Consider the following 26,535-nt stretch of genomic DNA (forward strand, 5'->3'; position numbering starts at 1 on the left):
ACCTCAGATTGACCTAGGTCAATCTGGCTGTCAAGCGGTTCGATCGAGGGACCTGAGATTGACCTAGGTCCGGATACTCTCGAAGGCATGGATCAGAGCGCCGAAGCGCCCAAGACATCGCCCACGGCCAAGCAGATCGCGGCGGATTTCCGCGCGAAGATCACGGGCCCCGATCGCGAGTACCAGCCGGGTGACCGCCTTCCGGCCGCCCGCGCGCTCGCCAAGAATCTCGGTGTGCAGCTCATGACCGTGCAGAGTGCGTACGGTCAGCTACGTGATGAAGGGCTGATTCTCACCCAGCAGGGGCGTGGAACGTTCGTTCGCGACCCCTCCGCACCTCTCGGTTCTGAGCCCGGCAGCAGCCCAACATTCACCGCGTTGGCGGCGGAGCTGAACGCGATCCACGACACTCTCCGCGTACTCGGAGAGCGGCTTGATCGCCTTGAGCGGCTCGTAGAAGGCGAGACTCCATCTTCTTCGTGAGTTTGTCCGCACGCCTCAGCAATCGTTCGGCGTTGGCGCGGGCCTCACTCAGACTCGCTTGCACCAGCGCGAGTTCGGCAAGAGTCAGGCCTTCCAGCTCGTTGATCCCTGGCATGTCTCCAGCGTGCAGCCGGAAACAACAGTGGACCCGGACAGACTGTCCGGGTCCATCTTTCTTGCAGGTCAGAAGGGTTGAATGAGCGTCACCGCGTGACCTGATCCACAGTGCTCAGCACCGCTGCCCAGGGAAGTTCACGCCCTGCCGGCGCCTCCCGAGGCTCGTACAGCGGCCACACCTCCGGCCCGTAGACCAAGTGCACGCCTCCCGCCCGGAGAGTGTCGATGTGATGTTGCCACGACGGATGCCGGGCGTGCGCAGCGTTCACCCTTGGGAAGACGATGACGGGCAGACCAAGGGTGCCGATCGCCTCGCAGACCTGCGTCAGCGCCTGGTTGTCCATCACGCCCGTCGCAAGTTTGGCGACCGTGTTGGCGGACGCAGGAGCGACTACGTAGCAGTCAACCGGTGGGTGCGGTCGAGCCTCTCCCGGAAACCTCGGTTGGTCCCGGACCGGCAGCCCGGTCAGCTTCTCCAGCTGCTCGACTTCCCCGCTCACCCGAAGCCACTGACCGGCGCTTGGGGTCAGGGTTACGGCCACCTGCCAACCCTGGCTCATCGCCGGCTCGACAAGATTCGTCCGGAGGCCCTCCACGCCACCGGCCGCCGACCCCACAACTCCCAGCACCCCGCGCTTGCTCGAACTCACTGCACCGCCCTGCACCGTTGTGCCATCACGAACACCTCAGAGGAGCGCGAGCCGCCCGTCACCGGTGACTGTTTGATCAGGTCCCGCAGCGTCTCGCGAACCCTGGGATTGTTGCGTACGAGCTGGGGGGAGGTGCGCTCAGCGGTCCGAAGTTCCTGGAACGCATCGTCACCGCGGCCGGCGAGCGACAGGGCGCGCGCGAAGTCGATCCGGTGGGACACGCTCCGCTCTTGCGGCATGTGGTCGACGTTGATGCGGCCGTGCTCGACCACGTACGCCACGTTGTCGAGGTCTAGCTCGATGGACAAGCGGTGCAGCAGCACGTTCGTGGGCCCGAACCCCGTCTGCCAGTAGTTTTCGTCTGAGCCGAGGTCTTCCGCGAGTTCTTCGGCTCGATCCAACAGGCCGGCCGCGGTGGATCGGTCCTGGTGGCGGGCCGCTGCGACAGCGGCCCGCAGGTGGATCATCCCCAGCAGGCTCAATGCCGCAGGGTCGTTGTCGGTCACCCGAGACGAGAGCCACGCGGCGGCCGTGTTGCCCAGTTCCAACGCGTCGTCGTAACGGCCGTTGGCCAGTAGCGCGTGTGTGCCGGACCGTGCGGCGGATGCCAGTACGAGCGGGTCGTCAGACTCGTCTGCGGCACGCATCGCGCGCTCGGCAGCAAGCCACGAGATGTCCGATTCACCGATCTTCGCGAGGGTCGTTGCTGCGAGGTGGTGGGTACGGGCGGACACTGCCCAGCAGTCGCTACTGTCATCGCCGCGCCGCGCGGCTCGCTCCTCCAGCTCTTGCGCAGTCTGGAGCAGCGCGGGCAGTGCGGTGATGACGCTGCCGAGACGCCCACTCTGATAGTCGTTCCACGCCTGCTCCACACGCACGGCAACGGGCGCAGGTGTAGGGAGCTGCGCCTCAGCCTCGGGGCCGAAGAGCAGACGGGACAGCCGGCGCGGGCTCATGAGCGCGTCGCGTACTGCCGGAACGTCGTCCTGCTGCTTTTCGTCCTCCATGAGCACCGTCTGACCGAGCAGGTCCCCGAGGGAGACGCGCAGGATGCGCGACAGCTCCGCGAGCATGTCGATCCGGGGAGGCTTCCGGCGCCCCGTCTCGATCTTCGCCAACCAGTCTGTGCTACGCCCGACCAGACCGGCGAGCACCTCTTGCGTGTAGCCGCGACGCTTCCGGTAGAAGGCGATGCGTTCACCGATGCTGAGGTGATCTCCAAGACCACGCATTACGTGCTGCCTCCTGCGAGGTTGTAGGGGCCTGCCTCACGGTACAGAGCAGGTGACTGCCTAGGTAGTTGGCCTTGCTTGCTGCCGTACCACCGCAAGGGGGCCGAGCCGCGGTCACTTGCGGACCTCGATCTCCACCCGTGTGGCCACGCAGAGTCGACCTACGTCCCGACTGACAGATCAAAAGCATGGGTGCGGGAGTCTGTGACTGTGCAAAATGGGAGCCACGTAGATCCCCAGGAGAGAACGATGGTTCAGAACGTATCGCTCGGCGCTGTCGTTAACACCAGTCCGCGCCCGAGGTTGCTCATTAAAGGATTCCAGGGAAAGAGCGACGTAGTCGCCGCGCTCCTCGAACTGTGTCCGACATCTCGCGTGATTGAAAGTCTCGGCGAGATCCGTCAACAGGAGTGGGATCTCCTCGTGACGGACCAATCACTAACTGAGAGTCAGCAGTACGGCCGTGACCTCTACGTGGAACCTCACCTATTCGTCGTGTTCCAGGGAAAGCCAGTAAAATTTTACGAACCTGTCGAGAGTCGACCAGAATGGCAGCTCGATGTAAGCGTGCACTACGGTGTTGTTTCTCAAGAAATTCAGCGAATTAAAGGGCTTCCTGAGAGGGTCTCCGCGCTCGCTCACGAGGAACTTGAGCAAGTCATAAAGAAGCGTCAATCGCATCGATACTTCGCGCACACCTTGAACACGAGCGGCCCAAAGGTGAAGCCATTTATTGCAACACCAGATGGGCATGTGCTGGCAGGATGGTATGCGCGAAGCAAGGAATCAGAAGCTTGGCTACTTCCCTATGATACGCCGGATATCGTTCCGTGGGTCAAGGCGGCATTGGGCGAGTGGCACGCCTTGGCCCCTGAAAGATTCCCAGGAATTCCTGACTGGTCGGCCAGTGATGAGTGGCTCACCAGCGAAGAAGCGAAACTAAAAGTCGAGATTGCAGAAGTTGATAGGCGCCGTCAAGAGGAACTCAGAAGGCTCGACGCTCTTGAAGTGGAGTTGAAGGCTCGGTTGTCGGCAGCGCGCGACTCTGCCGACAAGTATGAGCGCGCTCTACTGACCGCTCAATCGGATGAGCTCAAGGTTGCAGTGATGCGCATGCTTGAAGAGATCGGCTTCTCGGTTTCTGATGCAGATCAAGCGGCGGAGGTGGACGACCATCTCGAAGACCTGAACGTCAAGGATCCAGATTTCCCAACATGGGTCGCTCTCGGAGAGGTGAAAGGATACTCCAAGGGGGCGAAGACGGAGGGCTTGACGCAATTTGTGCGCTTCGTATTGAGGTACTCGGCCAAGCACGGCAAAGGGCCGGACGCCTGCTGGTACATCGTTAACCAGTTCATCAAGAGGGATCCATCCACCCGACAGCCTGCACTCCACGGAAAGGATGAAGATGTAGCTGCTTTTAGTCAGGGTAATGGCTTGGTTATTGATACCGTTATACTGTTCCGCCTTTTGCGGAAGGTCCGCGAAGGGGTGCTGTCGGCGAAAGATGCACGCGAACTGCTCAGAAATGCGACAGGTAGACTCGCTTTGTAGTGTTCCCCGCAAGTAAACGCGGACGCTCGTCTCTGTGCTCGGGCCGTCTGTGGGCCGTCGAAGGGTGGCCCACAGCACCGAACAACGACCAATGACGACCCCTTCGGCCCCAGGTCAGCCCTGTACGCGCGGCGATCTGCAGGGTCACTCAAGGACACAGTCACTTCCTGCGCAACAAGCGCCAGGAGTGGGAGGAGTACCGCAGCGAGGTCACGGCGTTCGAGCTGCGCAAGAACCTGCCGGTGCTCTAGGCCCCGTCCGGGCCTGTCCGGCCCTGCCCGTCGGGCAGGGCCCTCAGCGTCAGCGCCGTACCGACTCCGCCGGACCCGCCGCCTCCGGCAGGTGCCCCGCGACCACGCGGTCCCGGACGGCCGGCCCGGCGACACGGCGGTCGACCGCGTACGCCGTGCCCGCGACCGCCAGCCCCAGGACCGCCAGGGCCGAACCCGCGAGCGCCGGGGACGTCACCCCGAAGCCCGCCGCCAGGGCCAGGCCGCCGATCCAGGCGCCGCCGGCGTTGGCGAGGTTGAAGGCCGCCTGGTTGGCGGAGGAGGCCAGGGACGGCGCCGCCGACGCCCTCTCCATGACCATCAGCTGGAGCGGGGAGCCGGTGATGAAGGCCGCCGTGCCGAGCAGGGCAACGGCGACCGCGGCGGTGGCCTCCGTGCGCATCAGCAGCGGGAACAGGGCGAGGACCACCGTCAGGGACACCAGGCCGCCGAACAGGGTGCCGCGCAGGGAGTGGTCGGCCAGCCGGCCGCCGAGCAGGTTGCCGGCCGTCGCGCCCACGCCGAACAGCGCCAGCAGCAGGGTCACGCTGGCGTCGGCGTACCCGGCGGCGGCGGTGAGCATCGGCGTGATGTAGCTGTAGGCGGCGAAGAGCGCGCCGAAGCCGGCGACGGTGGTGCCGAGGGCCAGCCAGACGGGGACGGAGCGCAGGGCGGCCAGTTCGCCGCGCAGGCCCGCCTCGGGGGCCGGGGCGTCGTCGCGCGGGACGAGCAGCGCCAGGGCGGCGATCGCGGCCACGCCGATGGCGGCGACGCCGAGGAAGGTCGCCCGCCAGCCCAGGTTCTGCCCCATGAGCGTCGCCACGGGCACGCCCGCGATGTTGGCGACCGTCAGCCCCAGGAACATCAGGGAGACCGAGCGGGCCTTGCGCTCCGGCGCCACCAGACCGGTCGCGACCACCGCGCCGACGCCGAAGAAGACACCGTGCGGCAGGCCGCTGAGCAGCCGGGCGGCGAGCAGCCAGTGGTGGTCGGGGGCCAGGGCGGACAGGGCGTTGCCGGCCACGAACAGGACCATCAGGCCGATCAGGACGGTGCGGCGCGGCAGGCGCGCGGTGGCCGCGGCGAGCAGCGGGGCGCCGACGACCACGCCGAGCGCGTACGCCGAGACCAGGTGGCCGGCGGTGGGAATGGAGACGTTCAGGTCGTCCGCGACGTCGGGCAGCAGGCCCATCATCACGAACTCGGTCGTACCGATGCCGAAGGCGCCCACGGCGAGGGCGAGCAGGGCCAGGGGCATGAAGGGGTCGCCTTTCGAGACTTCGGGACTTCGGGCTTCAGGACTTCGGGACTTCGGGACTTCGGGACTTCGGGACTTCCAGAGCGGATGTGCGTGCGCGGCATGCACGCCATGCACGGCATGCACGCACGCGCGGGAGCACAGGCAGCACAACCGGCGCAGCCGGCACACACCGGCACAGGGAGATCTCCTCGTATGTTCCTGTACGGAACAAAGCCTCTCAGGGCGAGTGTTCCAGCCCGAAATCTCAGGGCGCCGTTGTGTCGACCTTCACACGCGCGGCCAGCGGCAGGTGGTCGCTGCCCGTCGCCGGGAGGGTCCAGCTGGTCACCGGTTCCACGCCCTTGACCAGGATCTGGTCGATGCGGGCCATCGGGAACGAGGCCGGCCAGCTGAAGCCGAAGCCGTCGCCCGCCGCGCCCTGCGTGGAGCGCATCTGCGAGGTGATGGCGTTGAGGGCGCGGTCGTTCATGGTGCCGTTCAGGTCGCCGAGCAGCACGACCCGCTCCAGCGGCTCGGCGGCGACGGCCTCGCCCAGCGCGTCGGCGCTCTTGTCGCGCTGCCGGGCGGTGAACCCGGCCTCCAGCTTCACGCGCACGGACGGCAGGTGGGCGACGTAGACCGCGACCGGCCCCGCCGGGGTGGCCACCGTGGCGCGCATCGCCCGCTTCCAGCCGAGCCGGATGTCGACGGCCCGCACGTCGCTGACCGGGTACTTGCTCCACAGCCCGACGGTGCCGACCACGGCGTGGTGCGGGTAGGCCCCGGCGAGCGCCCGCTCGTACGTCGGCACCGCGGACGCCTTCAGCTCCTCCAGGGCCAGCACGTCCGCGCCGGCGGCGGCCACCGCGCGGGCGGTGCCCGACGGGTCGGCGTTGTCGGCGTTGACGTTGTGCGTGGCCACCGTCAGGTCGCCGCCGGAGCCGGTCTTGTCGGTGAGCAGGCCGCCGAAGAGGTTCAGCCACACGATCGCCGGCAGCAGGACGGCGATCAGCGCGGTCGCGGACCTGCGGGCCAGCGCGACGGCCAGCAGGAGGGGGATCAGCACACCCAGCCACGGCAGGAACGTCTCGGTGAGGCTGCCGAGGTTGCCGACGGCGTTCGGGATGTGGGCGTGCGCCGCCAGCACGCCGGACAGCAGCACGGCCACCGCGGCGGTGACCAGTCCCCGGCGCCAGATCCGGCGGTCGCCCCGCCAGCCGGCGAAGTACCGGGCGAGCAGGCGGCGGACCCGGGGTTCCCGGCGCTCGGGCTCCGAGCCGCCGTCGTCCGTCTCCGTCACGTAAGCCTGCTGCGCCATACCGTCGCCTCACTACCTGCCGTGCACACCGTCTCCCCCGTGCCCCGGAAGAACCCTAGGGGATGATCGGTTCCTCTCCCGCCGTCGCGTGACGGCCGTACGGGCACGAGGACGTGCGGGTGCCGGTGGGGAGTTCCGGTCGGCAGTGACCCGGGCGGGCTCTGTGACGAAACGCGCACATTCGGCGGGGGCGGCCCTCGCCGGGGTGCTCTGGCCCTCACCGGCACGAGGTGCCACCATGGTGGGAAGTCCGGGGACGCCGTCAGGGCGCCTCGAGATGACATGAAGGAGCGTTGTGATGACGCAGCTTTCGGCTGCCCAGACCGCGCCGACGGGGCAGCGCGGCCCCTCCGACGGCAGCAAGGCGCTGTACGGGGGCAAGAGCACCCGCCGGATCACCGTCCGTGACATCACCGCCGCCAAGGAGCGGGGCGAGAAGTGGCCCATGCTCACGGCGTACGACGCGATGACCGCCTCCGTCTTCGACGAGGCCGGCATCCCGGTGATGCTGGTCGGCGACTCGGCCGGCAACTGCCACCTCGGGTACGACACCACCGTGCCCGTCACCCTCGACGAGATGACGATGCTGTCGGCGGCGGTGGTGCGCGGCACCAGCCGCGCCCTCATCGTCGGCGACCTGCCCTTCGGCTCCTACCAGGAGGGCCCGGTGCAGGCGCTGCGCTCGGCGACCCGGCTGGTCAAGGAGGCGGGCGTGGGCGCGGTGAAGCTGGAGGGCGGCGAGCGCTCGCACCGGCAGATCGAGCTGCTGGTGGAGTCCGGCATCCCGGTGATGGCCCACATCGGCCTGACCCCGCAGTCCGTCAACGCCATGGGCTACCGCGTCCAGGGCCGCGGTGAGGAGGCCGCCCAGCAGCTGCTGCGCGACGCCAAGGCCGTGCAGGACGCCGGCGCCTTCGCGGTGGTGCTGGAGCTGGTGCCGGCGGAGCTGGCCGCCGAGGTGACCCGGACGCTGCACATCCCGACGGTCGGCATCGGCGCGGGCCCCGAGACGGACGCCCAGGTGCTGGTGTGGACCGACATGCTGGGGCTGACCGGCGGGCGGATGCCGAAGTTCGTCAAGCAGTACGCCGACCTGCGCACGGTCATGGGCGACGCGGCGAAGGCGTTCGCCGAGGACGTCGTCGGCGGAACGTTCCCGCAGGAGGAGCACTCCGTCCACTGAGCCATCGCGGCACCACGGCAGCCCGCCGATCTTCCCCCGTCGGCGGGCTGCCGCACGTCCGGGTCCGGGCGGCTGTCGGCGGTCCGTCGGTGGCGTCGGTGATCTGTCGGCGTTCTGTCGGCGGGCGCTGACACCGTCGTCGGCATGACGCGAATCGACAACCACCCCACGACCGCGGGCTGCGCGGTCACCGTACGGGGGCTGGTCAAGCACTACGGCGGGACCAGGGCGCTGGACGGTGTCGACCTGGACGTGCGCGAGGGCACCGTGATGGGTGTCCTCGGGCCCAACGGCGCCGGCAAGACCACACTCGTACGCATCCTGTCCACCCTGCTGGCCCCGACCGCCGGCCGGGCCACCGTCGCCGGGTACGACGTGCTCCGCCAGCCCCGGCAGCTGCGCCGCGTGATCGGGCTGACCGGCCAGTACGCCTCGGTGGACGAGAAGCTCTCCGGCTGGGAGAACCTCTACCTGATCGGGCGGCTGCTCGACCTGTCCCGCAAGGACGCACGCGCCCGGGCCGACGAGATGCTGGAGCGGTTCTCGCTGACCGAGGCCGCCAAGCGGCCCGCCGCCACCTACTCCGGCGGCATGCGGCGCCGGCTGGACCTGGCGGCCTCGATGACCGGCCGCCCGGTCGTGCTCTTCCTCGACGAGCCCACCACCGGTCTGGACCCGCGCACCCGCAACGAGGTGTGGGACGAGGTCAAGCGCATGGTCGGGGACGGTGTCACCGTCCTGCTGACCACGCAGTACATGGAGGAGGCCGAGCAGCTCGCCTCCGAGCTGACGGTCGTGGACCGCGGCAAGGTCATCGCGGGCGGCGGCATCGAGGAGCTGAAGGCGAAGGTCGGCGGGCGCACCCTGCGCATCCGCCCGGCCGACCCGCTGCGGCTGCGCCCGCTCGCCGCCCACCTGGACTCCCTCGGCATCACCGGACTCGCGTCCTCCACCGTGGACGCCGAGCGCGGCTGTGTGCTGGTGCCGATCCTCAGCGACGAGCAGCTGACCGCCGTGGTCGGCGCGGTCACCGCGCACGGCATCACGGTCGGCTCCATCTCCACCGAACTGCCCAGCCTGGACGAGGTGTTCCTGTCCCTCACCGGCCACCGCGCCAGTGCCCCGCAGGCCCCCGCGCCCGCCGACACCCGCGAGGAGGTCGCCGTATGAGCGGCGCGACCGCTGCCCCCGACACCCGGATCCCGCTGCGCGCCCATGCGCGGCACACCGGCGCCCTGGTCCGCCGGAACCTGCTGTGGATCCGGCAGGACCCGGAGTCGATGTTCGACGCCCTGCTGTTCCCGATCGTCTTCACGCTGCTGTTCGTGTACGTCTTCGGCGGCTCCATCGGGCAGGCGCTCGGCGGCGGCCAGGAGGCGTACGTGCAGTACGTCGTCCCCGGTCTGATGGCCATGATGGGCATGAACATGGCCCAGGGGGTGGGCACCGGCTTCAACCAGGACTTCAACTCCGGGGTGATGGACCGCTTCCGGTCGCTGCCGATCGGGCGCGGCTCGGTGCTCTTCGCCAAGATCGCCGTCGAGCTGCTGCGCATGCTGTTCGCCACCGCGGTCCTGCTGGTCGTCGGCGTCCTGGTCGGCTTCGACATCACGAACTGGCCGGGGCTGTTCGCCTCCGTCGGGCTGTCGGTGCTGTTCGGCTCGGCGCTGATGTGGATCTTCCTCTCCCTGGGTGTGGTGATGAAGAACGCCCAGTCCGTGCAGGCGATGGGCTTCCTGGTGCTGATGCCGCTCCAGTTCGGCTCGTCGATCTTCGCGCCGACCGAGTCCATGCCGGGCTGGCTGGAGGCGTTCACGCAGTACAACCCGCTGTCCAACCTCGCCGACGCGGCGCGCGGCCTGATGACGGGCGGCCCGGTGGCGGAGGACCTGTGGCTGACGGTCGGCTGGTCGGTGGCGCTGACGGCGGTGATGGCGCCGATCGCGATCCACAAGTTCCGGACGAAGAGCTGACGGCCTCGCACCGGGCGGCGGCCGGGTCAGACCAGGGCGGCGGCCTCCTGCCCGGAGAGCCCGCCGCCCTCGGCGTACGCGGCCTCGTAGGCGGCGGCGCCGAGGGCTTCCCGGATCCGTGCGGCGGCCCTGTCCCGGCAGTCCCGTTCCATGGCCGTCGTGACGTGGCTGCCCGGCATCATCGTGACGGCGGCGCCGAGGCACCGGGCGGCGTCCGGGGCCCGGCGCCCGCCGTCCACCCGGGCCAGCGCCATCGCGGCGATGGTCAGGTACGCGGACGTCATGTGCGGGGCGATGGCGGTGGACAGCGGGTCCTCGGCCCGTTCCAGCGCCTGACGGATCTTGGTCAGGGACTCCTCGTGCAGGCCGTCCAGGGTGTCCACCCAGGCCTCCGAGGCGAGGATGAAGGCGTCGAAGACGACGAAGTGCGCGATGGTGAACTCCTCGCGCAGCAGGCGCAGCTGCTCGCGCGCCTCGGCCACCCGGCCGGTCATGCCGAGCCGCCCGGCGAGGAAGAGCCGGGCGGCCGGCAGCGCGCCGTTGTACGCCGTCCCGGCCTGGTCCTCGATCACCTCCCGCAGGATCCGCTCGCCGCGCTCGGCCTCGTCCGGGTCGCCGGAGTCCACCAGCGCGCTGCCCAGGCGGGCGCCGAGCACCGCCACCTGGGCGCGGGCGCCGAGGCGTTCGGCGTGCTCCGCGGCGGCGGCGTAGTCGGCGGCGGCGAGCAGATGGGCGCCGCTGCGCTCCTGGGCCTCGGCACGCGCGGACAGCGCCTCGGCGGTGCCCCAGTCGTCGCCGAGGCGCCGGTAGATCTCCAGCGACTCGTCGGCGTCGCGGGCCGCGTCGCCCGCCCAGTCGCTGCGGTTGGCGAGGAGGTTGGCGCGCAGCTGGAGGGTTCCGGCCAGTTCCCACTCGTACCCCGGGGTCGCGCGGCAGGTGCGCACGGTGGCGTCGGCGATCTGGCGCAGCCGGTCCATGTCGCCGGTGAGCATCACGGCGTAGAACCACAGCATGCCCGGGCTGCGGCAGGTCTGCGGCATGCCCGGCTCGTAGGTGGCGGCGATGGTCCGGAGTTTGGCCTGCGCGGCCGGGGTCTGCCAGGCGTCCAGTTCGGTGTCCATGCACGCCAGGTGGGCCAGGTGCACCCCGCGCCGGGCCTCGGCGAGCACCTCGCCGGTCATCGGGGGCGGGGCGGCCGTGCACCGCTCCCACACCGGGACGGCGGGCCGCACCGGCTCGGTGAACGGGTCCGGCCCGAGGGCCATGACCTCGCTGCACCAGGTGCGGGCCTCGATGCGCAGATCGCGCATCTGCCAGTACCAGACCAGCGACAGCACCAGGCAGAGCGCCTCCTGCTCGTCGCGCTCGGCGACGGCGTGCCGCAGGGCGGTGCGCAGGTTGTCGTACTCCCGCTCCAGCCGCTCGACGGCCGCGAGCTGGTCCGGCCCGCGCAGCAACGGGTCGGTGGTGCGGGCGAGTTCCCGGTAGTACGTCAGGTGCGCCCGCTCGCTCTCGTGGCGCCCGCCGGCCTCGTCCAGGCGCTCGGCCGCGTACTCGGCGACGGTCTCCAGCAGCCGGTAGCGCATCCGTCCGTCACCCGACGGGGCGGCGACGACGAGCGACTTGTCCACGAGCGAGCCGAGCGCCTCCAGCGCGGCCGGCCCGCACACCGCCTCGGCGGCGGCCAGGTCGCAGCCGCCCGCGAACACCGACAGCCGGCCCAGCACCTCGCGTTCCCCGGCGTCGAGCAGGTCCCAGGACCAGTCGACCACCGCGCGGAGCGTCTGCTGACGGGGCAGGACGGTGCGGCTGCCGGAGGTGAGCAGGCGGAAGCGGTCGTCGAGCCGGTCGGCGATCTGGCGGGGTGTGAGCATCCGCAGCCGGGCCGCGGCCAGCTCGATGGCGAGCGGCAGGCCGTCGAGGCGCCGGCAGATCTCGGCGCACGCCTCGGGGTCGTCGTCCACCCGGAAGCCGGGGCGGGCGGCGGCGCCGCGGTCGGCGAGCAGCCGCAGGGCCGCCGGTTCGGGCAGCGGCTCCACCGGCCGCAGCAGCTCCCCGGGGACGCCGAGGGGCTCGCGGCTGGTGGCGAGGACGGTGACGTGGGGGCAGCGGGCGAGCAGGTCCTCGGCGAGGCGGGCGGCGGCCTCCACCACGTGCTCGCAGTTGTCCAGGACGATCAGCATGCGGCGCCGGCCGCAGTGCTCGACGAGGCGTTCGAGGGCGGTGCCCTGCCGGTCGGTGACGGCCCGCATCTCCTCGGCCCCCGCGCCGTACAGCACGGTCTCGCGGGCGCCCACCGCGGTCAGTACGGCCTCCGGTACGGCGTCGGGGTCGTCCACCGGGGCCAGCTCGGCCAGCCACACCCCGTCGCGTGCCGGATCGCCGGCGGCCTCGGCGGCCTCCTGCGACAGCCGGGTCTTGCCGGCGCCGCCGGGTCCCAGCAGGGTGACGAGGCGGGCGGTGTGCAGGTCCGCGCGGAGGACGTCGAGGTCGGCGTCCCGGCCGACGAAGGAGGTGAGCCGGGCCCGCAGGTTCCCCCGGGGCGGCCGGGCGGCGGTCCGGCCCGCCGGGGCGGGGACACCCGACGTGTCGGGGGCGCCCTGGGCGAGGGGCGTTCCGGCGTCCGGTGGGCCGGGGGCAAGGGGCGGGGCAGAGGCCACGGGTGGGCCGGGGGCCACTGGTGGGCCGGGGGTCGCGGAAGGGCCGGGGGTCGCGGAAGGGCCGGGCACGCCCGGCGTGCCCCCGGTGACCGGCGTCTCCAGGGCGCCGGGCCGGGCCGGCGCGGGGAGGGGGTCCGGGTCGAGCAGCCGGGCGTGCAGGGAGCGCAGTTCCGGCCCGGGGTCCGAGCCGAGCCGGCCGGCGAGCAGCCGGCGTACGTCCTCGTAGGCGGCGAGGGCCTCGGCGGTGCGGCCGGTGTCCCGCAGCGCGCGCAGGCGCAGCGCCTGGAGCGGCTCGTCCAGGGGGTGGGTGTCGCACAGGGCGATCAGCTCGGGCAGCGACCGCTCGGCGTGGCCGAGTTCCAGGGCAGCGGTGTGGCGGGCGCGCAGGGCGTCGAGGTGCCGGGCCTCCCAGCGGGCCGCCTCGGCGCTGCGGTCGGGCAGGTCGGCGAGGGCCGGTCCGTGCCACAGGGCGAGGGCGTCGTCGAGGACGACGGCGGCCTTGTCGGGGTCGCCGTCGGCCAGGGCGCGGGCGCCCTCGCCGGCCAGCCGGTCGAAGCGGTGCAGGTCGATGTCGTCCGAGGCGGCGGCGAGCCGGTAACCGCCGTCGGCGGAGGCGACCGCGTCCGCGCCGAGCGCCCGCCGCAGCCGCCCGACCAGCGCCTGCAACGCCCCCGGCGCGTCGGCGGGCGGGTCCCCGGCCCACACCTCCTCCACCAGCAGACCCGCCGGTACGGTCCGGCCGGCCCGCAGGGCGAGCACGGTCAGCAGCGCACGCAGCCGCGCCCCGCCGACCGGGACGAGGGTGCCGTCGGGGCGGAGCGCCTGGGTGGTGCCGAGGATGCGGTAGCGCACGGAGTCCATTGTCCCTGGTGTTTCTCGGAGCCGGTCACGGAGTTCGGCCGGCGGGGCGGGCGGCGCGTGAGAGCCCCGCGGTGCCGGCGACGCCCGGGGGCCGTGCCGGTCCGTGGCTCCCCCACGCGGGCGCGAGCGGCACGAGGGCCCCTCGGGCGGGCACGACGGAGCCGTGGACGGACACGACTGAGCCGCGGACGGGCACGACGGAGCCGCGACGGGCAGCAGTCGCCCGACGAGCGGTCCCGGCGCCCCCTGATGCGACGGTCACCACCCCCCACCCTCTCCGGAACCCCCGGCCCACCGCGAGACGTTTTTCCCGCGCCCGGTACCGTCGGGCAGTCCCCCACGGGTCCAGCGTCCGCCCACGAATTCGAGGGAGCCCCCATGACCACCGCCTCCGTCCGCCCCGGCGACCGGCGGATCAGTCCCGTCTTCCTGGGGATCGCGGCCGTCACCGCGGTCACGGGCTGGGCGACCTGGACGGGGTTCGCCGAGCAGCCGGGCGTGGCCGTGTTCCTGTTCGTGACCGCGGCGTGGGTCGTCTCGCTCTGCCTGCACGAGTACGCGCACGCGCGCACCGCCCTGCACAGCGGCGACATCTCGGTCGGCGCGAAGGGCTATCTCACCCTGAACCCGGTGAAGTACACGCACGCCCTGCTGAGCATCGTGCTCCCCGTCCTCTTCGTGATCATGGGCGGGATCGGGCTCCCGGGCGGCGCCGTGTTCATCGAGCGCGGGCGCATCCGGGGCCGCTGGCGGCACAGCCTGATCTCGGCGGCGGGCCCGCTGACCAACGTCCTGTTCGCCGTCGTGTGCACGGCGCCGTTCTGGCTGGACGCGCTGGACGGCGTGCCGCGCGGCTTCCGGCTGGCGCTCGCCTTCCTCGCCCTCCTCCAGGTCACCGCGGCGATCCTGAACTTCCTGCCGGTGCCGGGTCTGGACGGCTACGGGGTGATCGAGCCGTGGCTGTCGTACCACGTGCGGCGGCAGGTGGAGCCGCTGGCGCCGTTCGGGCTGCTGATCGTGTTCGCGCTGCTGTGGATCCCGGCGGTCAACGGCGTGTTCTTCGACGCGGTCGACGCCCTGCTGCGCGGCCTCGGGATCGCGGAGCTCGACACCTACTGCGGTTTCGAGCTGTACCGCTTCTGGCAGACGGACGAGCTGTGCTCGGTCAGCCCGTGACGGAGGGGGACCGGCCGGCCTCGGCCTCGGTCTTGCCGCGCTTGACGTAGTACCAGCACATGTTGGACGACACGCCGGCCATCAGCACCCAGACCACGCCCATCGGCACGCTGCCCCGCACGAAGGAGACGACGGCGGCGGCCACGGCGAGGACGCAGACGGCCAGGGCGTAGACGGCGAGGCGCCGGGCCGGGCCGGCTGGGGACTGGGCGGGCATGGGACGGGCTCCTGTCGGGGGACACTGCGGGTACTGCTGCACCCCCAGTGTCCCCCATCGCCTCACACGTCCGTGACGCGGAGCCCGGCGTGTGCCTTGTAGCGGCGGTTGACGGAGATCAGGTTGGCGACCAGGGACTCGACCTGGTGGGCGTTGCGCAGCCGTCCGGCGAAGACGCCGCGCATGCCGGGGATGCGGCCGGCGAGCGCCTGGACGGTCTCGACGTCGGCGCGGGCCTCGCCGAGCACCATCACGTCGGTGTCGATCTCGTCGATCTCCGGGTCCTGGAGCAGGACGGCCGACAGGTGGTGGAAGGCGGCGGTGACCCGGCTGTCCGGCAGCAGGGCCGCGGCCTGCTCGGCGGCGCTGCCCTCCTCGGGCTTGAGCGCGTAGGCGCCCTTCTTGTCGAAGCCGAGGGGGTTGACGCAGTCGACGACGAGCTTGCCGGCCAGCTCCTCGCGCAGCGACTCGAGGGTCTTGCCGTGTCCCTCCCAGGGCACGGCGACGATCACGACGTCGCTGCGGCGGGCGGTCTCGGCGTTGTCGGCGCCCTCGATGCCGTGGCCGAGTTCTGCGGCGGCGGCCCGCGCGCGTTCGGCGGCCCGGGAACCGATGATCACCTTCTGGCCGGCCTTGGCGAACCGGTAGGCCAGGCCCTTGCCCTGCGGTCCCGTCCCGCCGAGCACGCCGACCACGAGCCCGGAGACGTCGGGCAGGTCCCAGGGGTCCTTGGCGGGGGCTTTCTGAGCGCCCTGTGCGGCACTGTCGGTAGAGGTCATGGCCCCGACTCTACGTGCGTCGCCGGGTCGGCCACGCCCGTCCCCGGGTCGGGCGGTTTCCCGGCGAACGCCGGTTTTGCGCGGGGTGGTTGCGGCAGGATGCGGCCCATGGACGCCGTACGGGTCGCGCTGCTTCGGGAAGTGCTCGCCGGGACCGAGTGGCTGGGGGCCACCCGGAGGTTCGCGGGGGCGCTGCGCGGGTCGGTGGTGTCGCACGGGGGCGGGCTGCTGCTGGTGGGCACGGAGGCGTACGAGCCGTGGCATCTGGCGGCGCACCTGGTGGACGAGGCCGCCTGGTCGGGGACGCCGGAGCTGGCCCCGACGCTGGTGCGGCACGGCGCCCGCCCGTCGGACCCGGCGCACCTGGCCGTGGGCCCGGGGCGGCTGGCGGCGGCCCGGCGCGGGGAGACGCTGCTGGTGGTGGCGCCGGACGAGCCGGGGGCCGAGCTGCTGGAGCGGGTGCACGACGTCCGGCGGGCCGGGGCGACGGTGCTGACGCTGGGCACGGGCGAGCGGGAGCTGACGTCCATGGCGCACGAGGCGCTCGCGGTGCCGGAGGGCGCGGAGCTGGATCTGGACACCGTGCAGCACCTGGTGAGCGCGGCGGCCGGGGAGAACCCGCCGCTGCCGCGGGGGCGGGGGCGGCTGCGGGACCGGCTGTCCCGGCTGGCGGACCATCTGACGGCACCGCCGCCACCGAGGTGGTAGCCGCGCGCGGCACGTCCGCCGCACGTGCCTGTCAGGGGCGCGGGGAGCCGCGCGAGCGGCCACGGACCGGCCGCGGCCGCCGGCCGGAACGCCCGCCGACCGGGCGCCCCCCGCCCCCGGGCCGTCAGTCCTCCGGCCGTGACGCCGGCGCGTCGTGCCACTTGGGGTCGTTCTCCCACTGGAGGTTGCGCTCGCGGGCGGTCTGCATCGCGTTCTCCGCCTCCGTGCGGGAGGCATAGGGCCCGAAGCGGTCCTTGCCCGGGCAGTCCGGGCCCTCCTCGACCTTCCGGTGCTCCAGGCAGTAGTACCACTCGCCCGGCTTTCCGACCGTGCGCTTCTTGAACAGGGCCATGACCGGCTCCTTTCACCAGGGAACATGGTCTCGTACGCCCGCTGGTTAGACTCGCTGGCATGTCTGGCCAGTCGCTGCTCGTCCCAGGGGAGCTGTCTCCCACCCGTTCCGTACCCGGAAACATCCGCCGGCCCGAGTACGTCGGCAAGCCCGCTCCGGCGCCGTACACCGGTCCGGAGGTGCAGACGCCCGAGACGATCGAGGCGATGCGGGTGGCCGGGCGGATCGCGGCGCAGGCGATGGCCGAGGCCGCGAAGCTCATCGCGCCGGGCGTGACGACGGACGAACTGGACCGGGTGGCACACGCCTACATGTGCGACCACGGGGCCTACCCCTCCACCCTGGGCTACCGCGGTTTCCCGAAGTCCCTGTGCACCTCGATCAACGAGGTGATCTGCCACGGCATCCCGGACTCGACGGTGCTGCGCGACGGCGACATCGTCAACCTGGACGTGACGGCGTACATCGGCGGCGTGCACGGCGACAACAACGCCACCTACCTGGTCGGCGAGGTGGACGAGGAGAGCCGGCTGCTGGTCGAGCGCACCCGCGAGGCGCTGAACCGCGCCATCAAGGCCGTCCGGCCGGGCCGGCAGATCAACGTCATCGGCCGGGTCATCGAGTCCTACGCCAAGCGCTTCGGCTACGGCGTGGTGCGGGACTTCACCGGCCACGGCATCAACAGCGCGTTCCACTCCGGGCTGATCATCCCGCACTACGACAGCCCGCACGCGACGACCGTGATGCAGCCCGGGATGACGTTCACGATCGAGCCGATGCTGACGCTGGGCACCCACGAGTACGACATGTGGGACGACGGCTGGACGGTCGTGACGAAGGACCGCAAGCGGACGGCGCAGTTCGAGCACACGCTGGTCGTGACGGACACCGGGGCGGAGATCCTGACCCTTCCGTAGCCCGTCGGCGCACCCGGACCCGCTCTCTTCGGAGGGCGGGTCTTTTTCGTGCGCGGATGGGTACTGTCTTACCGACAGGCCGTCGGCAAACCTATTGACTTAGGTAAGCCTAACCATAGAAGATCGGTCACATGGACTCCTTCTCGACGCTCATCCGCACCGCCTCCCACCAGCAGCACGTGGAGGCCGAGACCTCGACCTTCATGAGCGACCTGCTGAGCGGGCGGCTCGGCGTCGACGCGTACGCGCGGTACACCGAGCAGCTGTGGTTCGTCTACGAGGCGCTGGAGAGCGGCGCCGACCGGCTGGCGGCGGACCCGGTGGCCGGCCCCTTCGTCCGGCCGGAGCTGATGCGGCTGGCCGCGCTGGAGCGGGACCTGGAGCACCTGCGCGGCGCCGGCTGGCGGGCGTCCCTGTCCGCGCTGCCGGCGACGCGGGCGTACGCGGACCGGGTGCGGGAGTGCGCCGAGCGCTGGCCCGGCGGCTATGTCGCCCACCACTACACGCGCTACCTCGGCGACCTGTCCGGCGGGCAGATCATCCGCGACAAGGCCGAGCGCACCTGGGGCTTCGAGAAGAAGGGCGACGGCGTCCGCTTCTACGTCTTCGAGGGGATCGGGAACCCGGCGGCGTTCAAGCGGGAGTACCGCGCGCTGCTGGACGGCATCCGCGCGGACGACCTGGAGAAGCAGCGCGTGGTCGCCGAGTGCAAGAGGGCGTTCGCGCTGAACACGGCCGTCTTCCGCGCCCTGGGCGAGGAATTCCCGCTGAGCGCGTGAGGCCCGGCGCTCAGCGCTCCAGGACGACCCGTCCGCCGATCTCCACCCAGCCGCCCGGCTGCGGCGCGGTCAGGATCTGCGAGCCCGCGCCCTGTGTGATGTTGAGGGCCCGGCCGAGGCGGTCGGTCAGCAGCAGCGCCGCCGCGCCCGTCGCCTCCTCCTCCTCCTCGATCCCGTCACCGCGGCCGGGGAAGGCGCGGGCGCGCACCCGGCCCGCCGCCTCGTCCTGCCAGGCCCAGGCGCAGACCCTCCCCCGGACTCCGACCGGGGGGACCCCCGTCCCGCTTCGCTCGCCCGGCGGCGGCACGGCCACGGCGTCGACCTCGGCGGCGGTGGCGTACCGGCGCAGCGTGCACGGCGGCACCCACTCCACCCGCGCCTCGATCCAGCTGAACTCGCCGTCCAGGCGGGCCCCCACCACCCCGGCCGGGGTGATGAGTTCGGGCACGTCGAGCAGCCACGCGGTGCCGACGCAGGCGTGGCCGGCGAAGGGCAGCCGCGCGGAGGGCGTGTAGATGTCGACGGCACCGCGCTCGGGGTCGTCCACGAACACGGTCTCGCCGAAGCCGAGTTTGGCGGCGAGCGCCTGCCGGTCGTCCGGGCCGGGCAGCACCGAGCCGTCGCGGACGACCCCCAGTTCGTCGCCGTAGCCGCCGTTCGGCCCGCAGAAGACGCGCAGGACGTCGTAGTCGGTCACGGGGGCATTCAAGCAAACGGGGTGGGGGAGACGGACGGCCGTCTCCCCCACCCCTGCCGTTCGCCTACCGTCCGGACGTGCGCCGCCTGCGCACCGCGAGGACCACGCCCGCGCCCAGGGCGCCCGCCGGGACGCCTGCGCCCGTGGCGGCCAGGCTGCCGCCGGTCACGGCGCCCGTGGCGGTGCCCGTGCCGCCGGTGCCGCCGGTCGTGGTGCCGGTGCCGCCGACGGGCCCGGTGCCGCCCGAGGAGCCCGAGGTGCCGCTGGAGCCGCCGGTGCCGCCCGGGCCGCCGGGCAGGTTCGCGCCGTCGGTCAGGGCCACCGACAGGGTGACCGGGTCGAGGGCGGTGCCGGCGGCGTAGAAGTCGCCGAAGGCCTCGGCACCGGCCTCGGTGAGGGTGGCGGTGACGCCGTCGACGGTGATGACGTCGTTCTTCGCGGTCAGGGCGGTGGACCTGGCCTTCAGGTCCGCCAGGACCACGCCCTCGGATCTCTCGCCCAGGCTGGTGACGTCGGCAGTGAGCGTTCCGGAGCCGCCGTCGAGGGAGGCACGGAGGTTCTCCAGGGTCAGGTCGAGGCCGTGACCGTCGCCCTGCCGGTGTCCCTCGAAGTGCACGGCGCCCCCGAAGGAGGCGGACAGGGTGCCGGCGTCCGTGTCGTACCTGCCGGTCGCGTCGGTGAACGTGAAAGTGCCGTTGCCCGCGGCCTGGGTCGCCCCGCCCGACGTGGTGATGCTGCCCTTGGCGACGCCGCCGACCACATAGTTGCGGAAGGAGTCCTTCACGCCCCAGCCGAGCGTGCCGTCGGCGATCTCGCCCTTCGCGGGGGCCTGGCCGGCGGATATGGAGGGCGCCGGGCTGCCGGTCGGGGCCGGGGACTTGCCGGTGGTGGCGCCCGTCGTCGGCTCCGGGCCGGGGTCCGGCTTCTGGGAGGAGGGCCGGGACTGCGTGGCCGTCGGGGTGTGCGTGGGGGCCGGCTTGCCCGTCGGGGTGGGCTGCTTCGTGGGTTCCCCGGTCGGGGCCGGGGCCGGCTTCGGGGCGACCGTCAGCGGGTCGCCCGCCGCGCCCTCGTAGCCCGGGCTGCCGAGGACGTCCGCCGCCTCGGCCGTGAGGGTGGTCGCCATGTCCGTCATCCGGCGGGTGACGGTCACCGTGGCCAGCGGGACGTCCTGGGTGGTGGCGCCGTCCCTCGTCACGTCGGCGGTGATCTCCGCGTCCTCGCTGTCGAACCTGACGTCCGACAGGGTGAGCGCGAAGCGGTGGGCCGCGGACTCGATCGCCAGGCTGCCCCGGAAGGCGAGCTCCACCGTGTGCCCGGTGGGGTCGTAGCCGCCCGTTCCGTCCACGAAGGTGAAGGCGCCGTTGCCCTCGGCCTGGACGGCGCCGTCGGCCGGGGTGAAGGTGCCCTTCGCCATGCCGGTGACGTAGGAGCGGTAGCTCTCCTTGATGCCCCACGTCAACTCGTAGTCCTTCAGGGGTGTCTCGGCCGCCGAGGCGGTGGTCGCGCCGAGCGTGGCGAGGGCGGTGGCGCCGAGGGCGGCGGCCGTGGCCACGGCGGCGGTGAGGGTGGTGGAGCGGCGTCGTCTGACGGGCATGGCCGGGTGTCTCCTTGGTGGGTGGTCCGTGCCGTGAGGCCGGGAACGGGGGCTGGTTCAGCTCCCATCGGAGGGACGGGGTCAGCTCTCCTCGGGGGCCGGTTCAGCTCTCTTCGGGTGCTGCGGTGGCGGTGCGCGGGCCGCGCCTGCGGACGGCCACGGCCGTGAGGGCCGCGGCCACCAGCAGCAGGGCGCCGGCCGCGATGCCGACGGGCAGGGCGGGGAAGCCGGTGTCGTCCTCGGCGGAGGCACGCGCGGCGGGCTCGGCGGCGCCGGCGGATCCGGCGGCCTTCGGTTCCGCGGCCGTGCTCGCCGTGGGCGCGTCGCCCAGGTCGGGCAGGGCGGGCAGCTTCGCGTCGCCGGTGAGGGCGACGGCCAGGGACACCGGGTCCATCTCGGTGCCGGCCTGGTACATCCCGCCGAAGGCCCGCGCGCCGCGCGCGGTGAGCTTCGCGGGCGCCTCGGTGACCTCCACCAGCCCGTCGTCGGCCGCCAGGTCCTGCGCGGCGAAGGTGACCAGGGGCACGCGCTTCCCCTGGTGGTCCGGGCTGTCGACGTCCGCGTAGAGGGTGCCCCGGCCGTCCTCGACGGTGACCCGTACGGCGCCGAGCGTCAGGTCGAGGCCGTGCGCGCCGGTGAAGCGGACCGCGCCGTCGAACGCGGCCGTCAGGTCCCCGTCCTCGTACGTGCCTTCGCCGCCGGGGAAGCGGAAGAGGGCACCGCCGTCCCGGGCGCCGTCGGACAGGGTCCACCTGCCGTCGGCGATGTCCCCGGTGACGTACTCCCGGAAGGTGCGGCGCACGCCCCAGTCGACGGCGCCGTCGGCGAGGGCGCCGTCGGCGGTGCGGCCGGGCTTCGGGGAGGCGGAGGAGGCGCCCGGGGTGCTCGACGGCCGCGCGGACGGTGCCGCCCGCCGGACGTCCGCCGACAGGCTCACCGGGTCGAGCGCGGTCCCGGCCGTGTAGTAACCGGCGAAGGACTCGGCGCCCCGGGCGGTGAGGGTGGCGGGGACGCCGTTCAGGGTGACGGAGGTGCCGCCACCGCGCATGTCGATCCCCCTGAGGGAGAGCGCGGCGAAGGGCACCTGACGGGACGTCGTGACCGCCCCGGTGCCCTTCGCCCTGCTCACGACGTCCACGAAGAGCGTCCCCTTGCCGCCGGAGATGCTCACCGTGGGACGGCTGATGGTGAGGTCGAGCTGTGCGGCGCCGCCTTCGCGGCGGTGGCCGACGAAGCGGACCCCGCCGGAGAAGGCGGCGCGGAAGGCGCCCGTGCCGCCGTCGTAGGTGCCGGACGCCGAGTGGAAGCGGAAGGCGCTCCCGCCGACCGTGGCGGCGCCGCCGGTCAGGGAGTAACTCCCCTTCGCCACGGGCCCGGTGACATAGCTCTGGAACGAGGACTTGATGCCCCAGTCCAGCCGTCCGCCCCGCACCGTCCGGTTCTCGGCGTGCGCGGCGGCGGCCGGGAGCAGGGCCCCCGCGACGGCCGCGCACAACACGGCGACCAGGGTGCGCAGTCGGGCGGGCATGCGAAGACCTCCGGAACACGAGCCGGTAGCGAACGAAGGTAAGGCTAACCTAAGCTGCATGCTGCCGGTATCGGGAGTGGACGGAAGGGACGGACGGAACCGTGCGACGCTTTGGCACCCGACTGACGGGAGCACTCCTGTCCGTGCTCGCCCTCACCCTGACCGCGACGGGATGCTCGGGCTCCCCCGAGGCCGCGGCGCCCGGGCCCCCGACGGCCTCCACGGGCACCGCGGGCACCGCCGACCGGGTCGAACCCCTCGCCAACCGACCCGAGCCCGCCCTGCCGGTGACCGTCCGCTCCGCCGACGGCGCGCGGGTGACGGTGGGCCGGGCGGACCGCCTGATCCCGCTGTCCGGCAGCCTCAGCGAGATCGTCTTCACGCTCGGGCTCGGCGCCCGCGTCGTCGCCCGCGACGTCACCGCCACCTTCGAACAGGCCGCGAGGCTCCCCGTCGTCACCCGCGGCCACGACGTCTCCGCGGAGAGCGTGCTCTCGCTCCGGCCCGACCTCGTCGTCGCCGAGACCACCACCGGGCCGGAGGAGGCGGTCGCGCAGATCCGCGCCGCCGGGGTCCCGGTCCTGGTCGTCGACCCGGCCCGGGGACTGGACGATGTCGGCCCGCGCATCCGGGCGGTCGCCGACGCGCTCGGCGTACCGGCGGCCGGCAAGGAGCTGACGCGGCGCTCGCAGCAGCGGATCGCCGCCGTGCGCGAGGACGTTCCCCGGCGGGAGGACCGGCCGCGGGTCGCCTTCCTGTACCTGCGCGGCTCGGCGTCGGTGTACATGATCGGCGGCAAGGGCTCGGGAGCCACCTCGCTGATCGAGGCGGCGGGCGGCGTCGACGCGGGCGCCGACTCGGGCCTGGAGAAGGACTTCACCGCGCTCACCAGCGAGGCGCTGGCCGAGGCCGCGCCCGACGCGATCCTCGTGATGAGCAAGGGGTTGTCGTCCGTCGGCGGTGTGGACGGCCTGGTGAAGCTCCCCGGCGTCGCCCAGACGCCGGCCGGGATGGACCGGCGGATCGTCTCGGTCGAGGACGGCGTGCTGCTCAACTACGGCCCGCGCACCGACCAGGTGCTGGCCTCGGTCGTGGCGCAGCTCCACGGCGACGGCGGTGACCGGTCGTGACCGTCCTGGACAAGCCGGCCGGAGCGGCGGGAGACCGGCCGGTCGTCACCGCGCCCGCCGCGCCCCGGCCGTCCCGGGGCCGCCGCTCCACCGCCCGGCTGCTGACCGCCGGCCTGCTGCTCGCCCTGCTGGTCCTGGTGCCCGTCGCCGCGGGCCTCGGCGCCTATCCGATCGCGGTCGGCGACGTGCTCGGCTCGCTGCTGCACCGCGCCGGGCTCGGCGGCACCGCACTGGACCGGGTCGCCGAGTCGGTGCTGTGGAACGTGCGGTTCCCGCGCATCGTGCTGGCCCTGCTGGTCGGCGCGTCGCTGGGCTGCGCGGGCGCGCTGATGCAGGGGGTGTTCGGCAATCCGCTGGCGGAGCCCGGCGTCATCGGCGTCTCCTCCGGCGCGGCGGTCGGCGCGGTCGCGGCCATCGCCTTCGGCCTGACCTTCCTCGGCACCTGGACGGTGCCGGTCTTCGCCTTCGCCGCCGGGCTCGCCACGGTGCTGCTGGTGTACGTCATGTCCCGCTCCGGGGGGCGTACGGAGGTGGTGACGCTGATCCTCACGGGCATCGCGGTGAACGCCTTCGCGGGCGCCCTGATCGGCCTGTTCCTGTTCTTCGCGGACACCGCCGCCGTCAATCAGATCACCTTCTGGCAGCTGGGCTCGCTCGCTCAGGCGACCTGGTCGAAGGTGCTGGCCGTGCTGCCGTGCGCGGCGGCCGGGCTGGCCTTGGCCCCGCTGTACGCGCGCCGGCTGGACCTGCTGGCGCTCGGCGAACGGCCCGCCCGGCACCTGGGCGTGGACGTGGAGCGGCTGCGGATCGTGCTGGTGCTGGTCATCGCGCTGCTGACGGCGGCGGCGGTGAGCGTGGCCGGGGTCATCGGCTTCGTCGGCCTGGTCGTTCCGCACCTGCTGCGGATGGCGGCGGGGCCCGGGCACCGGTTCCTGATCCCGGGCAGTGCGCTGCTCGGCGCGCTGGTGCTGCTCGCCGCCGACCTGACGGCCCGTACCGTCGCCGAGCCGGCCGAGCTGCCGCTCGGGGTGCTCACGGCACTGCTGGGCAGTCCGTTCTTCTTCTGGCTGCTGCGCCGCACCCGGCGCAGGCAAGGAGGTTGGGCATGAGAGGCCTGGGCCTGCGCGGTCTCGTGCCGTCCCGTCCGGCGCCGCCGCTGCCGCCCGCGCCCGGCGAGGTGCTCGCCGAGGCCGAGTCGCTGGGCGTCCGGCTCGGCGGCCGGCCGGTCCTGGACGGCGTGGACGTCACCGTGCGGGCCGGCGAGGTGCTGGCGCTGGTCGGTCCCAACGGCGCCGGGAAGTCGACCCTGTTGGGGGCGCTGGCCGCCGACGTCCCGCCCGACGCCGGGGTGGTCCGCGTCCACGGGCGCCCGGCGGCCGGCTGGTCCGCGCCCGAACTCGCCCTGCGGCGCGCGGTGCTGCCCCAGTCGGCGTCGCTGTCCTTCCCGTTCCCGGTGGAGGAGGTGGTCCGGATGGGCCGCGCCCCGTGGGCCGGGACGCCGGCCGAGGACGCGGACGACGTGGCGGTGGCCGAGGCGATGGCGCGCACGGAGGTGACCGGCTTCGCCGGGCGGCCCTTCTCGTCGCTCAGCGGCGGGGAGCGGGCCCGGGTGGCGCTCGCCCGGGTGCTGGCCCAGCGTGCCGCGCTGCTGCTGCTCGACGAGCCGACCGCCGCGCTGGACCTGCGGCACCAGGAACTGGTGCTGGGCGTGTGCCGGGAGCGGGCGCGGGCCGGGGACGCGATGGTCGTCGTCCTGCACGACCTGGGCCTCGCGGCGGCGTACGCGGACCGGGTGGCGGTGCTGCGCGGGGGCCGGATCGCCGCCGACGGCCCGCCGCGGGAGGTGTTCTCCGAGGCGCTGCTGACGGAGGTGTACGAGCAGCCGGTCGAGGTGTTCCGGCACCCGCGCACCGGGGCCGTCCTGGTCACACCGCGCCGGGACGGCTGACGCGGCGCCGGCCTGTGCGGCCGATGGGCCGGTGTGGTCGAGGCCCCGGTGCGGCCGCCAGGTCACGGTGTGGCGGCTGTCCCCCATCCGGGCGTCCGCGTGTCACCCGGTCCCGGTAGGGTTCGCCTCCGGGAAGGGGAAGGTGAAGGAAACCTGATGAGCAGGGATCGCGGCACTCAGAGGCTTCGCAGGCCGGCCCGGGGGGCGCTGCTGGCGGCGGCGGTGACCGCTCTGTCGGTGACGGCGAGCGGTTGCGTGGTGGTGCACGGCGAGCGGGAGGTGCTGCCCGCGGCCACCCGCGCCGAGGCCGCGAAGGCGCTGGAGCAGTTCACGACCGCGTACAACAAGGCCGACAAGGCCTACGATCCCGCCCTGGACGCCGAGTACACCACGGGCGCCCTCGCCGACATCGACTCGGCGCGGCTGGAGGCCGGCCAGACCAACCACCCGGACGGCAACCCGCAGCACACGCCGCTGAAGCTGACGGACGTGAAGTACACGATCCCCAAGAAGGCGGGCTGGCCGCGCTGGTTCCTCGCCGACGCCCGCGGCAACAAGGGCGGCGACGCGCGCTGGCTGCTGGTGTTCACCCGGCACGGCCTGGACGAGACCTGGCAGGTCGCCTATCTGACGCTGGTCGCCCCCGGTTCCGTGCCGGAGTTCCCCACGGACAAGGACGGCTGGGCCGAGACCGTCCCCGCAGACTCCGCCGAACTCGCCGTCTCCCCGGGCGAGCTGAGCGAGGAGTACGCCGACTACCTGAAGGACGGCGGCGACGCCTTCGCGGCCGGCACCCACACCAGCGGCTGGCGGGAGCTGCGCAAGAAGCAGGAGAGCCGGCCCGGACTGGCCCGGCAGTACATCGACGAGCCGCTGACCAACGGCGACTACGCGCCGCTGGCGCTGCGCACGAAGGACGGCGGGGCGCTGGTGTTCTTCACCACGCGCCACTACGAGAAGCAGACCGCGGCGCCGGGCACCTCGGTGCCCACGCCCAACCAGAGCGTCCTGGCCCTGACGGAGGGCGAGATCAAGCAGTCCCTGACGATGGAGTTCGTCTCCAACGGCGTCGCCCTGGACCCGGCCAAGGGTTCGGCGGACGGCGGGGTGAAGGTCCTGGGCCGCGTACAGGGCCTGACGTCGGCGCAGGGTTCGTAGCGCGACGGGTCG

23 protein-coding genes and 3 pseudogenes are annotated in these 26,535 nt (G+C 72.6%); 15 read left to right on the forward strand and 11 right to left on the reverse strand.

The genetic code is table 11. The features are described 5' to 3' along the window. The first annotated feature begins 87 nt into the window (after positions 1-87). Complete coding sequence (locus ACZ45Q_RS06000) at positions 88-483, forward strand: GntR family transcriptional regulator (protein ID WP_468255566.1); 396 nt, start codon at positions 88-90, stop codon at positions 481-483. 203 nt (positions 484-686) lie between these two features. Here ACZ45Q_RS06000 and ACZ45Q_RS06005 read toward each other — a convergent pair whose 3' ends face one another. Together ACZ45Q_RS06005 and ACZ45Q_RS06010 are read right to left on the reverse strand one after the other, a co-directional pair. After that, complete coding sequence (locus ACZ45Q_RS06005; RefSeq protein WP_468255568.1) at positions 687-1,265, reverse strand: flavoprotein; 579 nt, start codon at positions 1,263-1,265, stop codon at positions 687-689. Then, a complete protein-coding gene (locus ACZ45Q_RS06010; RefSeq protein WP_468255570.1) occupies positions 1,247-2,482 on the reverse strand; it encodes a helix-turn-helix domain-containing protein in 1,236 nt (411 codons plus the stop codon). Before ACZ45Q_RS06010 ends, ACZ45Q_RS06005 begins: the two co-directional genes overlap by 19 nt. A 249-nt stretch (positions 2,483-2,731) precedes the next feature. Between ACZ45Q_RS06010 and ACZ45Q_RS06015 the strand changes: the two genes are divergently transcribed. Together ACZ45Q_RS06015 and ACZ45Q_RS06020 are read left to right on the forward strand one after the other, a co-directional pair. Continuing rightward, positions 2,732-4,036, forward strand: a complete 1,305-nt coding sequence (locus tag ACZ45Q_RS06015) for a hypothetical protein (RefSeq protein WP_468255573.1) — start codon at positions 2,732-2,734, stop codon at positions 4,034-4,036. A gap of 164 nt (positions 4,037-4,200) precedes the next feature. Next, positions 4,201-4,287, forward strand: a pseudogene (locus ACZ45Q_RS06020) (glutamine synthetase); the annotation flags it as partial. Between the two features lie 49 nt (positions 4,288-4,336). Here the strand turns inward: ACZ45Q_RS06020 and ACZ45Q_RS06025 are convergent. Further along, positions 4,337-5,563 (reverse strand): MFS transporter, encoded by a 1,227-nt coding sequence (locus ACZ45Q_RS06025; protein ID WP_468255576.1) that lies wholly within the window; start codon positions 5,561-5,563, stop codon positions 4,337-4,339. Between the two features lie 247 nt (positions 5,564-5,810). Then, positions 5,811-6,762: pseudogene (locus ACZ45Q_RS06030) on the reverse strand (endonuclease/exonuclease/phosphatase family protein). 399 nt (positions 6,763-7,161) lie between these two features. Between ACZ45Q_RS06030 and panB the strand changes: the two are divergent. From panB to ACZ45Q_RS06045, 3 genes are all read left to right on the forward strand, one after another. Further along, positions 7,162-8,046, forward strand: coding sequence for a 3-methyl-2-oxobutanoate hydroxymethyltransferase (gene panB, locus ACZ45Q_RS06035; RefSeq protein WP_468255579.1), 885 nt, complete (start codon positions 7,162-7,164; stop codon positions 8,044-8,046). 144 nt (positions 8,047-8,190) lie between these two features. Continuing rightward, positions 8,191-9,216: an ATP-binding cassette domain-containing protein gene (locus ACZ45Q_RS06040; protein WP_468255582.1), complete on the forward strand. Its 1,026-nt coding sequence runs from the start codon at positions 8,191-8,193 to the stop codon at positions 9,214-9,216. After that, positions 9,213-10,019: an ABC transporter permease gene (locus tag ACZ45Q_RS06045; RefSeq protein ID WP_468255585.1), complete on the forward strand. Its 807-nt coding sequence runs from the start codon at positions 9,213-9,215 to the stop codon at positions 10,017-10,019. The genes ACZ45Q_RS06040 and ACZ45Q_RS06045 overlap by 4 nt, the downstream gene beginning before the upstream one ends. 26 nt (positions 10,020-10,045) lie before the next feature. Here ACZ45Q_RS06045 and ACZ45Q_RS06050 read toward each other — a convergent pair whose 3' ends face one another. Beyond that, positions 10,046-13,540, reverse strand: coding sequence for an AfsR/SARP family transcriptional regulator (locus tag ACZ45Q_RS06050; RefSeq protein ID WP_468255588.1), 3,495 nt, complete (start codon positions 13,538-13,540; stop codon positions 10,046-10,048). 378 nt (positions 13,541-13,918) lie between these two features. On the opposite strand from ACZ45Q_RS06050, the gene ACZ45Q_RS06055 reads away from it, so the two are divergent. Then, entirely contained in the window at positions 13,919-14,716 is a 798-nt protein-coding gene (locus ACZ45Q_RS06055) for a site-2 protease family protein (protein ID WP_468255591.1), read from the forward strand. On the opposite strand, the gene ACZ45Q_RS06060 is transcribed toward ACZ45Q_RS06055, so the two are convergent. Then, a complete protein-coding gene (locus ACZ45Q_RS06060) occupies positions 14,706-14,933 on the reverse strand; it encodes a hypothetical protein (protein ID WP_468255594.1) in 228 nt (75 codons plus the stop codon). The genes ACZ45Q_RS06055 and ACZ45Q_RS06060 overlap by 11 nt on opposite strands. Positions 14,934-14,995: 62 nt before the next feature. After that, on the reverse strand, positions 14,996-15,712 hold the full coding sequence (npdG, locus tag ACZ45Q_RS06065; RefSeq protein ID WP_468255597.1) for an NADPH-dependent F420 reductase: 717 nt from the start codon (positions 15,710-15,712) through the stop codon (positions 14,996-14,998). Positions 15,713-15,820: 108 nt separating this feature from the next. Between npdG and ACZ45Q_RS06070 the strand changes: the two genes are divergently transcribed. Continuing rightward, positions 15,821-16,420 (forward strand): hypothetical protein, encoded by a 600-nt coding sequence (locus ACZ45Q_RS06070; protein ID WP_468255600.1) that lies wholly within the window; start codon positions 15,821-15,823, stop codon positions 16,418-16,420. A gap of 124 nt (positions 16,421-16,544) precedes the next feature. Here ACZ45Q_RS06070 and ACZ45Q_RS06075 read toward each other — a convergent pair whose 3' ends face one another. After that, the gene (locus ACZ45Q_RS06075) at positions 16,545-16,772 is read right to left on the reverse strand and encodes a hypothetical protein (RefSeq protein ID WP_468255603.1); all 228 of its coding nucleotides are present in this window, start codon (positions 16,770-16,772) and stop codon (positions 16,545-16,547) included. A gap of 59 nt (positions 16,773-16,831) precedes the next feature. On the opposite strand from ACZ45Q_RS06075, the gene map reads away from it, so the two are divergent. Both map and ACZ45Q_RS06085 read left to right on the forward strand, forming a co-directional pair. Further along, positions 16,832-17,689 (forward strand): type I methionyl aminopeptidase, encoded by an 858-nt coding sequence (map, locus tag ACZ45Q_RS06080; protein ID WP_468255606.1) that lies wholly within the window; start codon positions 16,832-16,834, stop codon positions 17,687-17,689. Positions 17,690-17,820: 131 nt separating this feature from the next. After that, entirely contained in the window at positions 17,821-18,468 is a 648-nt protein-coding gene (locus ACZ45Q_RS06085; RefSeq protein ID WP_468255608.1) for a biliverdin-producing heme oxygenase, read from the forward strand. A gap of 10 nt (positions 18,469-18,478) precedes the next feature. On the opposite strand, the gene ACZ45Q_RS06090 is transcribed toward ACZ45Q_RS06085, so the two are convergent. From ACZ45Q_RS06090 to ACZ45Q_RS06100, 3 genes are all read right to left on the reverse strand, one after another. Further along, positions 18,479-19,165 (reverse strand): PhzF family phenazine biosynthesis protein, encoded by a 687-nt coding sequence (locus tag ACZ45Q_RS06090; protein ID WP_468255611.1) that lies wholly within the window; start codon positions 19,163-19,165, stop codon positions 18,479-18,481. A gap of 64 nt (positions 19,166-19,229) precedes the next feature. Continuing rightward, positions 19,230-20,759: an HtaA domain-containing protein gene (locus tag ACZ45Q_RS06095; RefSeq protein ID WP_468255614.1), complete on the reverse strand. Its 1,530-nt coding sequence runs from the start codon at positions 20,757-20,759 to the stop codon at positions 19,230-19,232. 103 nt (positions 20,760-20,862) lie between these two features. Then, positions 20,863-22,287 (reverse strand): HtaA domain-containing protein, encoded by a 1,425-nt coding sequence (locus ACZ45Q_RS06100; RefSeq protein WP_468255617.1) that lies wholly within the window; start codon positions 22,285-22,287, stop codon positions 20,863-20,865. Positions 22,288-22,388: 101 nt separating this feature from the next. Between ACZ45Q_RS06100 and ACZ45Q_RS06105 the strand changes: the two genes are divergently transcribed. The 5 genes and pseudogenes from ACZ45Q_RS06105 (at position 22,389) to ACZ45Q_RS06125 (ending at position 26,523) form a co-directional block, all read left to right on the forward strand. Further along, on the forward strand, positions 22,389-23,417 hold the full coding sequence (locus ACZ45Q_RS06105; protein ID WP_468255619.1) for a heme/hemin ABC transporter substrate-binding protein: 1,029 nt from the start codon (positions 22,389-22,391) through the stop codon (positions 23,415-23,417). Beyond that, positions 23,414-24,526, forward strand: a complete 1,113-nt coding sequence (locus ACZ45Q_RS06110; protein WP_468255622.1) for a FecCD family ABC transporter permease — start codon at positions 23,414-23,416, stop codon at positions 24,524-24,526. Before ACZ45Q_RS06105 ends, ACZ45Q_RS06110 begins: the two co-directional genes overlap by 4 nt. Then, positions 24,523-25,365, forward strand: coding sequence for a heme ABC transporter ATP-binding protein (locus tag ACZ45Q_RS06115; RefSeq protein ID WP_468255626.1), 843 nt, complete (start codon positions 24,523-24,525; stop codon positions 25,363-25,365). Before ACZ45Q_RS06110 ends, ACZ45Q_RS06115 begins: the two co-directional genes overlap by 4 nt. Before the next feature lie 58 nt (positions 25,366-25,423). Then, positions 25,424-25,559, forward strand: a pseudogene (locus tag ACZ45Q_RS06120) (iron transporter); the annotation flags it as partial. Further along, on the forward strand, positions 25,522-26,523 hold the full coding sequence (locus ACZ45Q_RS06125) for an SCO2278 family lipoprotein (RefSeq protein WP_468255629.1): 1,002 nt from the start codon (positions 25,522-25,524) through the stop codon (positions 26,521-26,523). The pseudogene ACZ45Q_RS06120 and the gene ACZ45Q_RS06125, both read left to right, overlap by 38 nt. The last annotated feature ends 12 nt before the right edge of the window (positions 26,524-26,535 follow it).

The organism is Streptomyces sp. NPDC031049 (assembly GCF_055571015.1).

Excerpts from the sequence above, each read along its gene's own strand:
- ACZ45Q_RS06000 (WP_468255566.1), top strand. The coding sequence starts at position 88 with ATGGATCAGAGCGCCGAAGCGCCCAAGACATCGCCCACGGCCAAGCAG.
- ACZ45Q_RS06010 (WP_468255570.1), bottom strand. The coding sequence starts at position 2,482 with ATGCGTGGTCTTGGAGATCACCTCAGCATCGGTGAACGCATCGCCTTC.
- ACZ45Q_RS06015 (WP_468255573.1), top strand. The coding sequence starts at position 2,732 with ATGGTTCAGAACGTATCGCTCGGCGCTGTCGTTAACACCAGTCCGCGC.
- ACZ45Q_RS06025 (WP_468255576.1), bottom strand. The coding sequence starts at position 5,563 with ATGCCCCTGGCCCTGCTCGCCCTCGCCGTGGGCGCCTTCGGCATCGGT.
- panB (WP_468255579.1), top strand. The coding sequence starts at position 7,162 with ATGACGCAGCTTTCGGCTGCCCAGACCGCGCCGACGGGGCAGCGCGGC.
- ACZ45Q_RS06040 (WP_468255582.1), top strand. The coding sequence starts at position 8,191 with ATGACGCGAATCGACAACCACCCCACGACCGCGGGCTGCGCGGTCACC.
- ACZ45Q_RS06045 (WP_468255585.1), top strand. The coding sequence starts at position 9,213 with ATGAGCGGCGCGACCGCTGCCCCCGACACCCGGATCCCGCTGCGCGCC.
- ACZ45Q_RS06050 (WP_468255588.1), bottom strand. The coding sequence starts at position 13,540 with ATGGACTCCGTGCGCTACCGCATCCTCGGCACCACCCAGGCGCTCCGC.
- ACZ45Q_RS06055 (WP_468255591.1), top strand. The coding sequence starts at position 13,919 with ATGACCACCGCCTCCGTCCGCCCCGGCGACCGGCGGATCAGTCCCGTC.
- ACZ45Q_RS06060 (WP_468255594.1), bottom strand. The coding sequence starts at position 14,933 with ATGCCCGCCCAGTCCCCAGCCGGCCCGGCCCGGCGCCTCGCCGTCTAC.
- npdG (WP_468255597.1), bottom strand. The coding sequence starts at position 15,712 with ATGACCTCTACCGACAGTGCCGCACAGGGCGCTCAGAAAGCCCCCGCC.
- ACZ45Q_RS06070 (WP_468255600.1), top strand. The coding sequence starts at position 15,821 with ATGGACGCCGTACGGGTCGCGCTGCTTCGGGAAGTGCTCGCCGGGACC.
- ACZ45Q_RS06075 (WP_468255603.1), bottom strand. The coding sequence starts at position 16,772 with ATGGCCCTGTTCAAGAAGCGCACGGTCGGAAAGCCGGGCGAGTGGTAC.
- map (WP_468255606.1), top strand. The coding sequence starts at position 16,832 with ATGTCTGGCCAGTCGCTGCTCGTCCCAGGGGAGCTGTCTCCCACCCGT.
- ACZ45Q_RS06085 (WP_468255608.1), top strand. The coding sequence starts at position 17,821 with ATGGACTCCTTCTCGACGCTCATCCGCACCGCCTCCCACCAGCAGCAC.
- ACZ45Q_RS06095 (WP_468255614.1), bottom strand. The coding sequence starts at position 20,759 with ATGCCCGTCAGACGACGCCGCTCCACCACCCTCACCGCCGCCGTGGCC.
- ACZ45Q_RS06100 (WP_468255617.1), bottom strand. The coding sequence starts at position 22,287 with ATGCCCGCCCGACTGCGCACCCTGGTCGCCGTGTTGTGCGCGGCCGTC.
- ACZ45Q_RS06115 (WP_468255626.1), top strand. The coding sequence starts at position 24,523 with ATGAGAGGCCTGGGCCTGCGCGGTCTCGTGCCGTCCCGTCCGGCGCCG.
- ACZ45Q_RS06125 (WP_468255629.1), top strand. The coding sequence starts at position 25,522 with ATGAGCAGGGATCGCGGCACTCAGAGGCTTCGCAGGCCGGCCCGGGGG.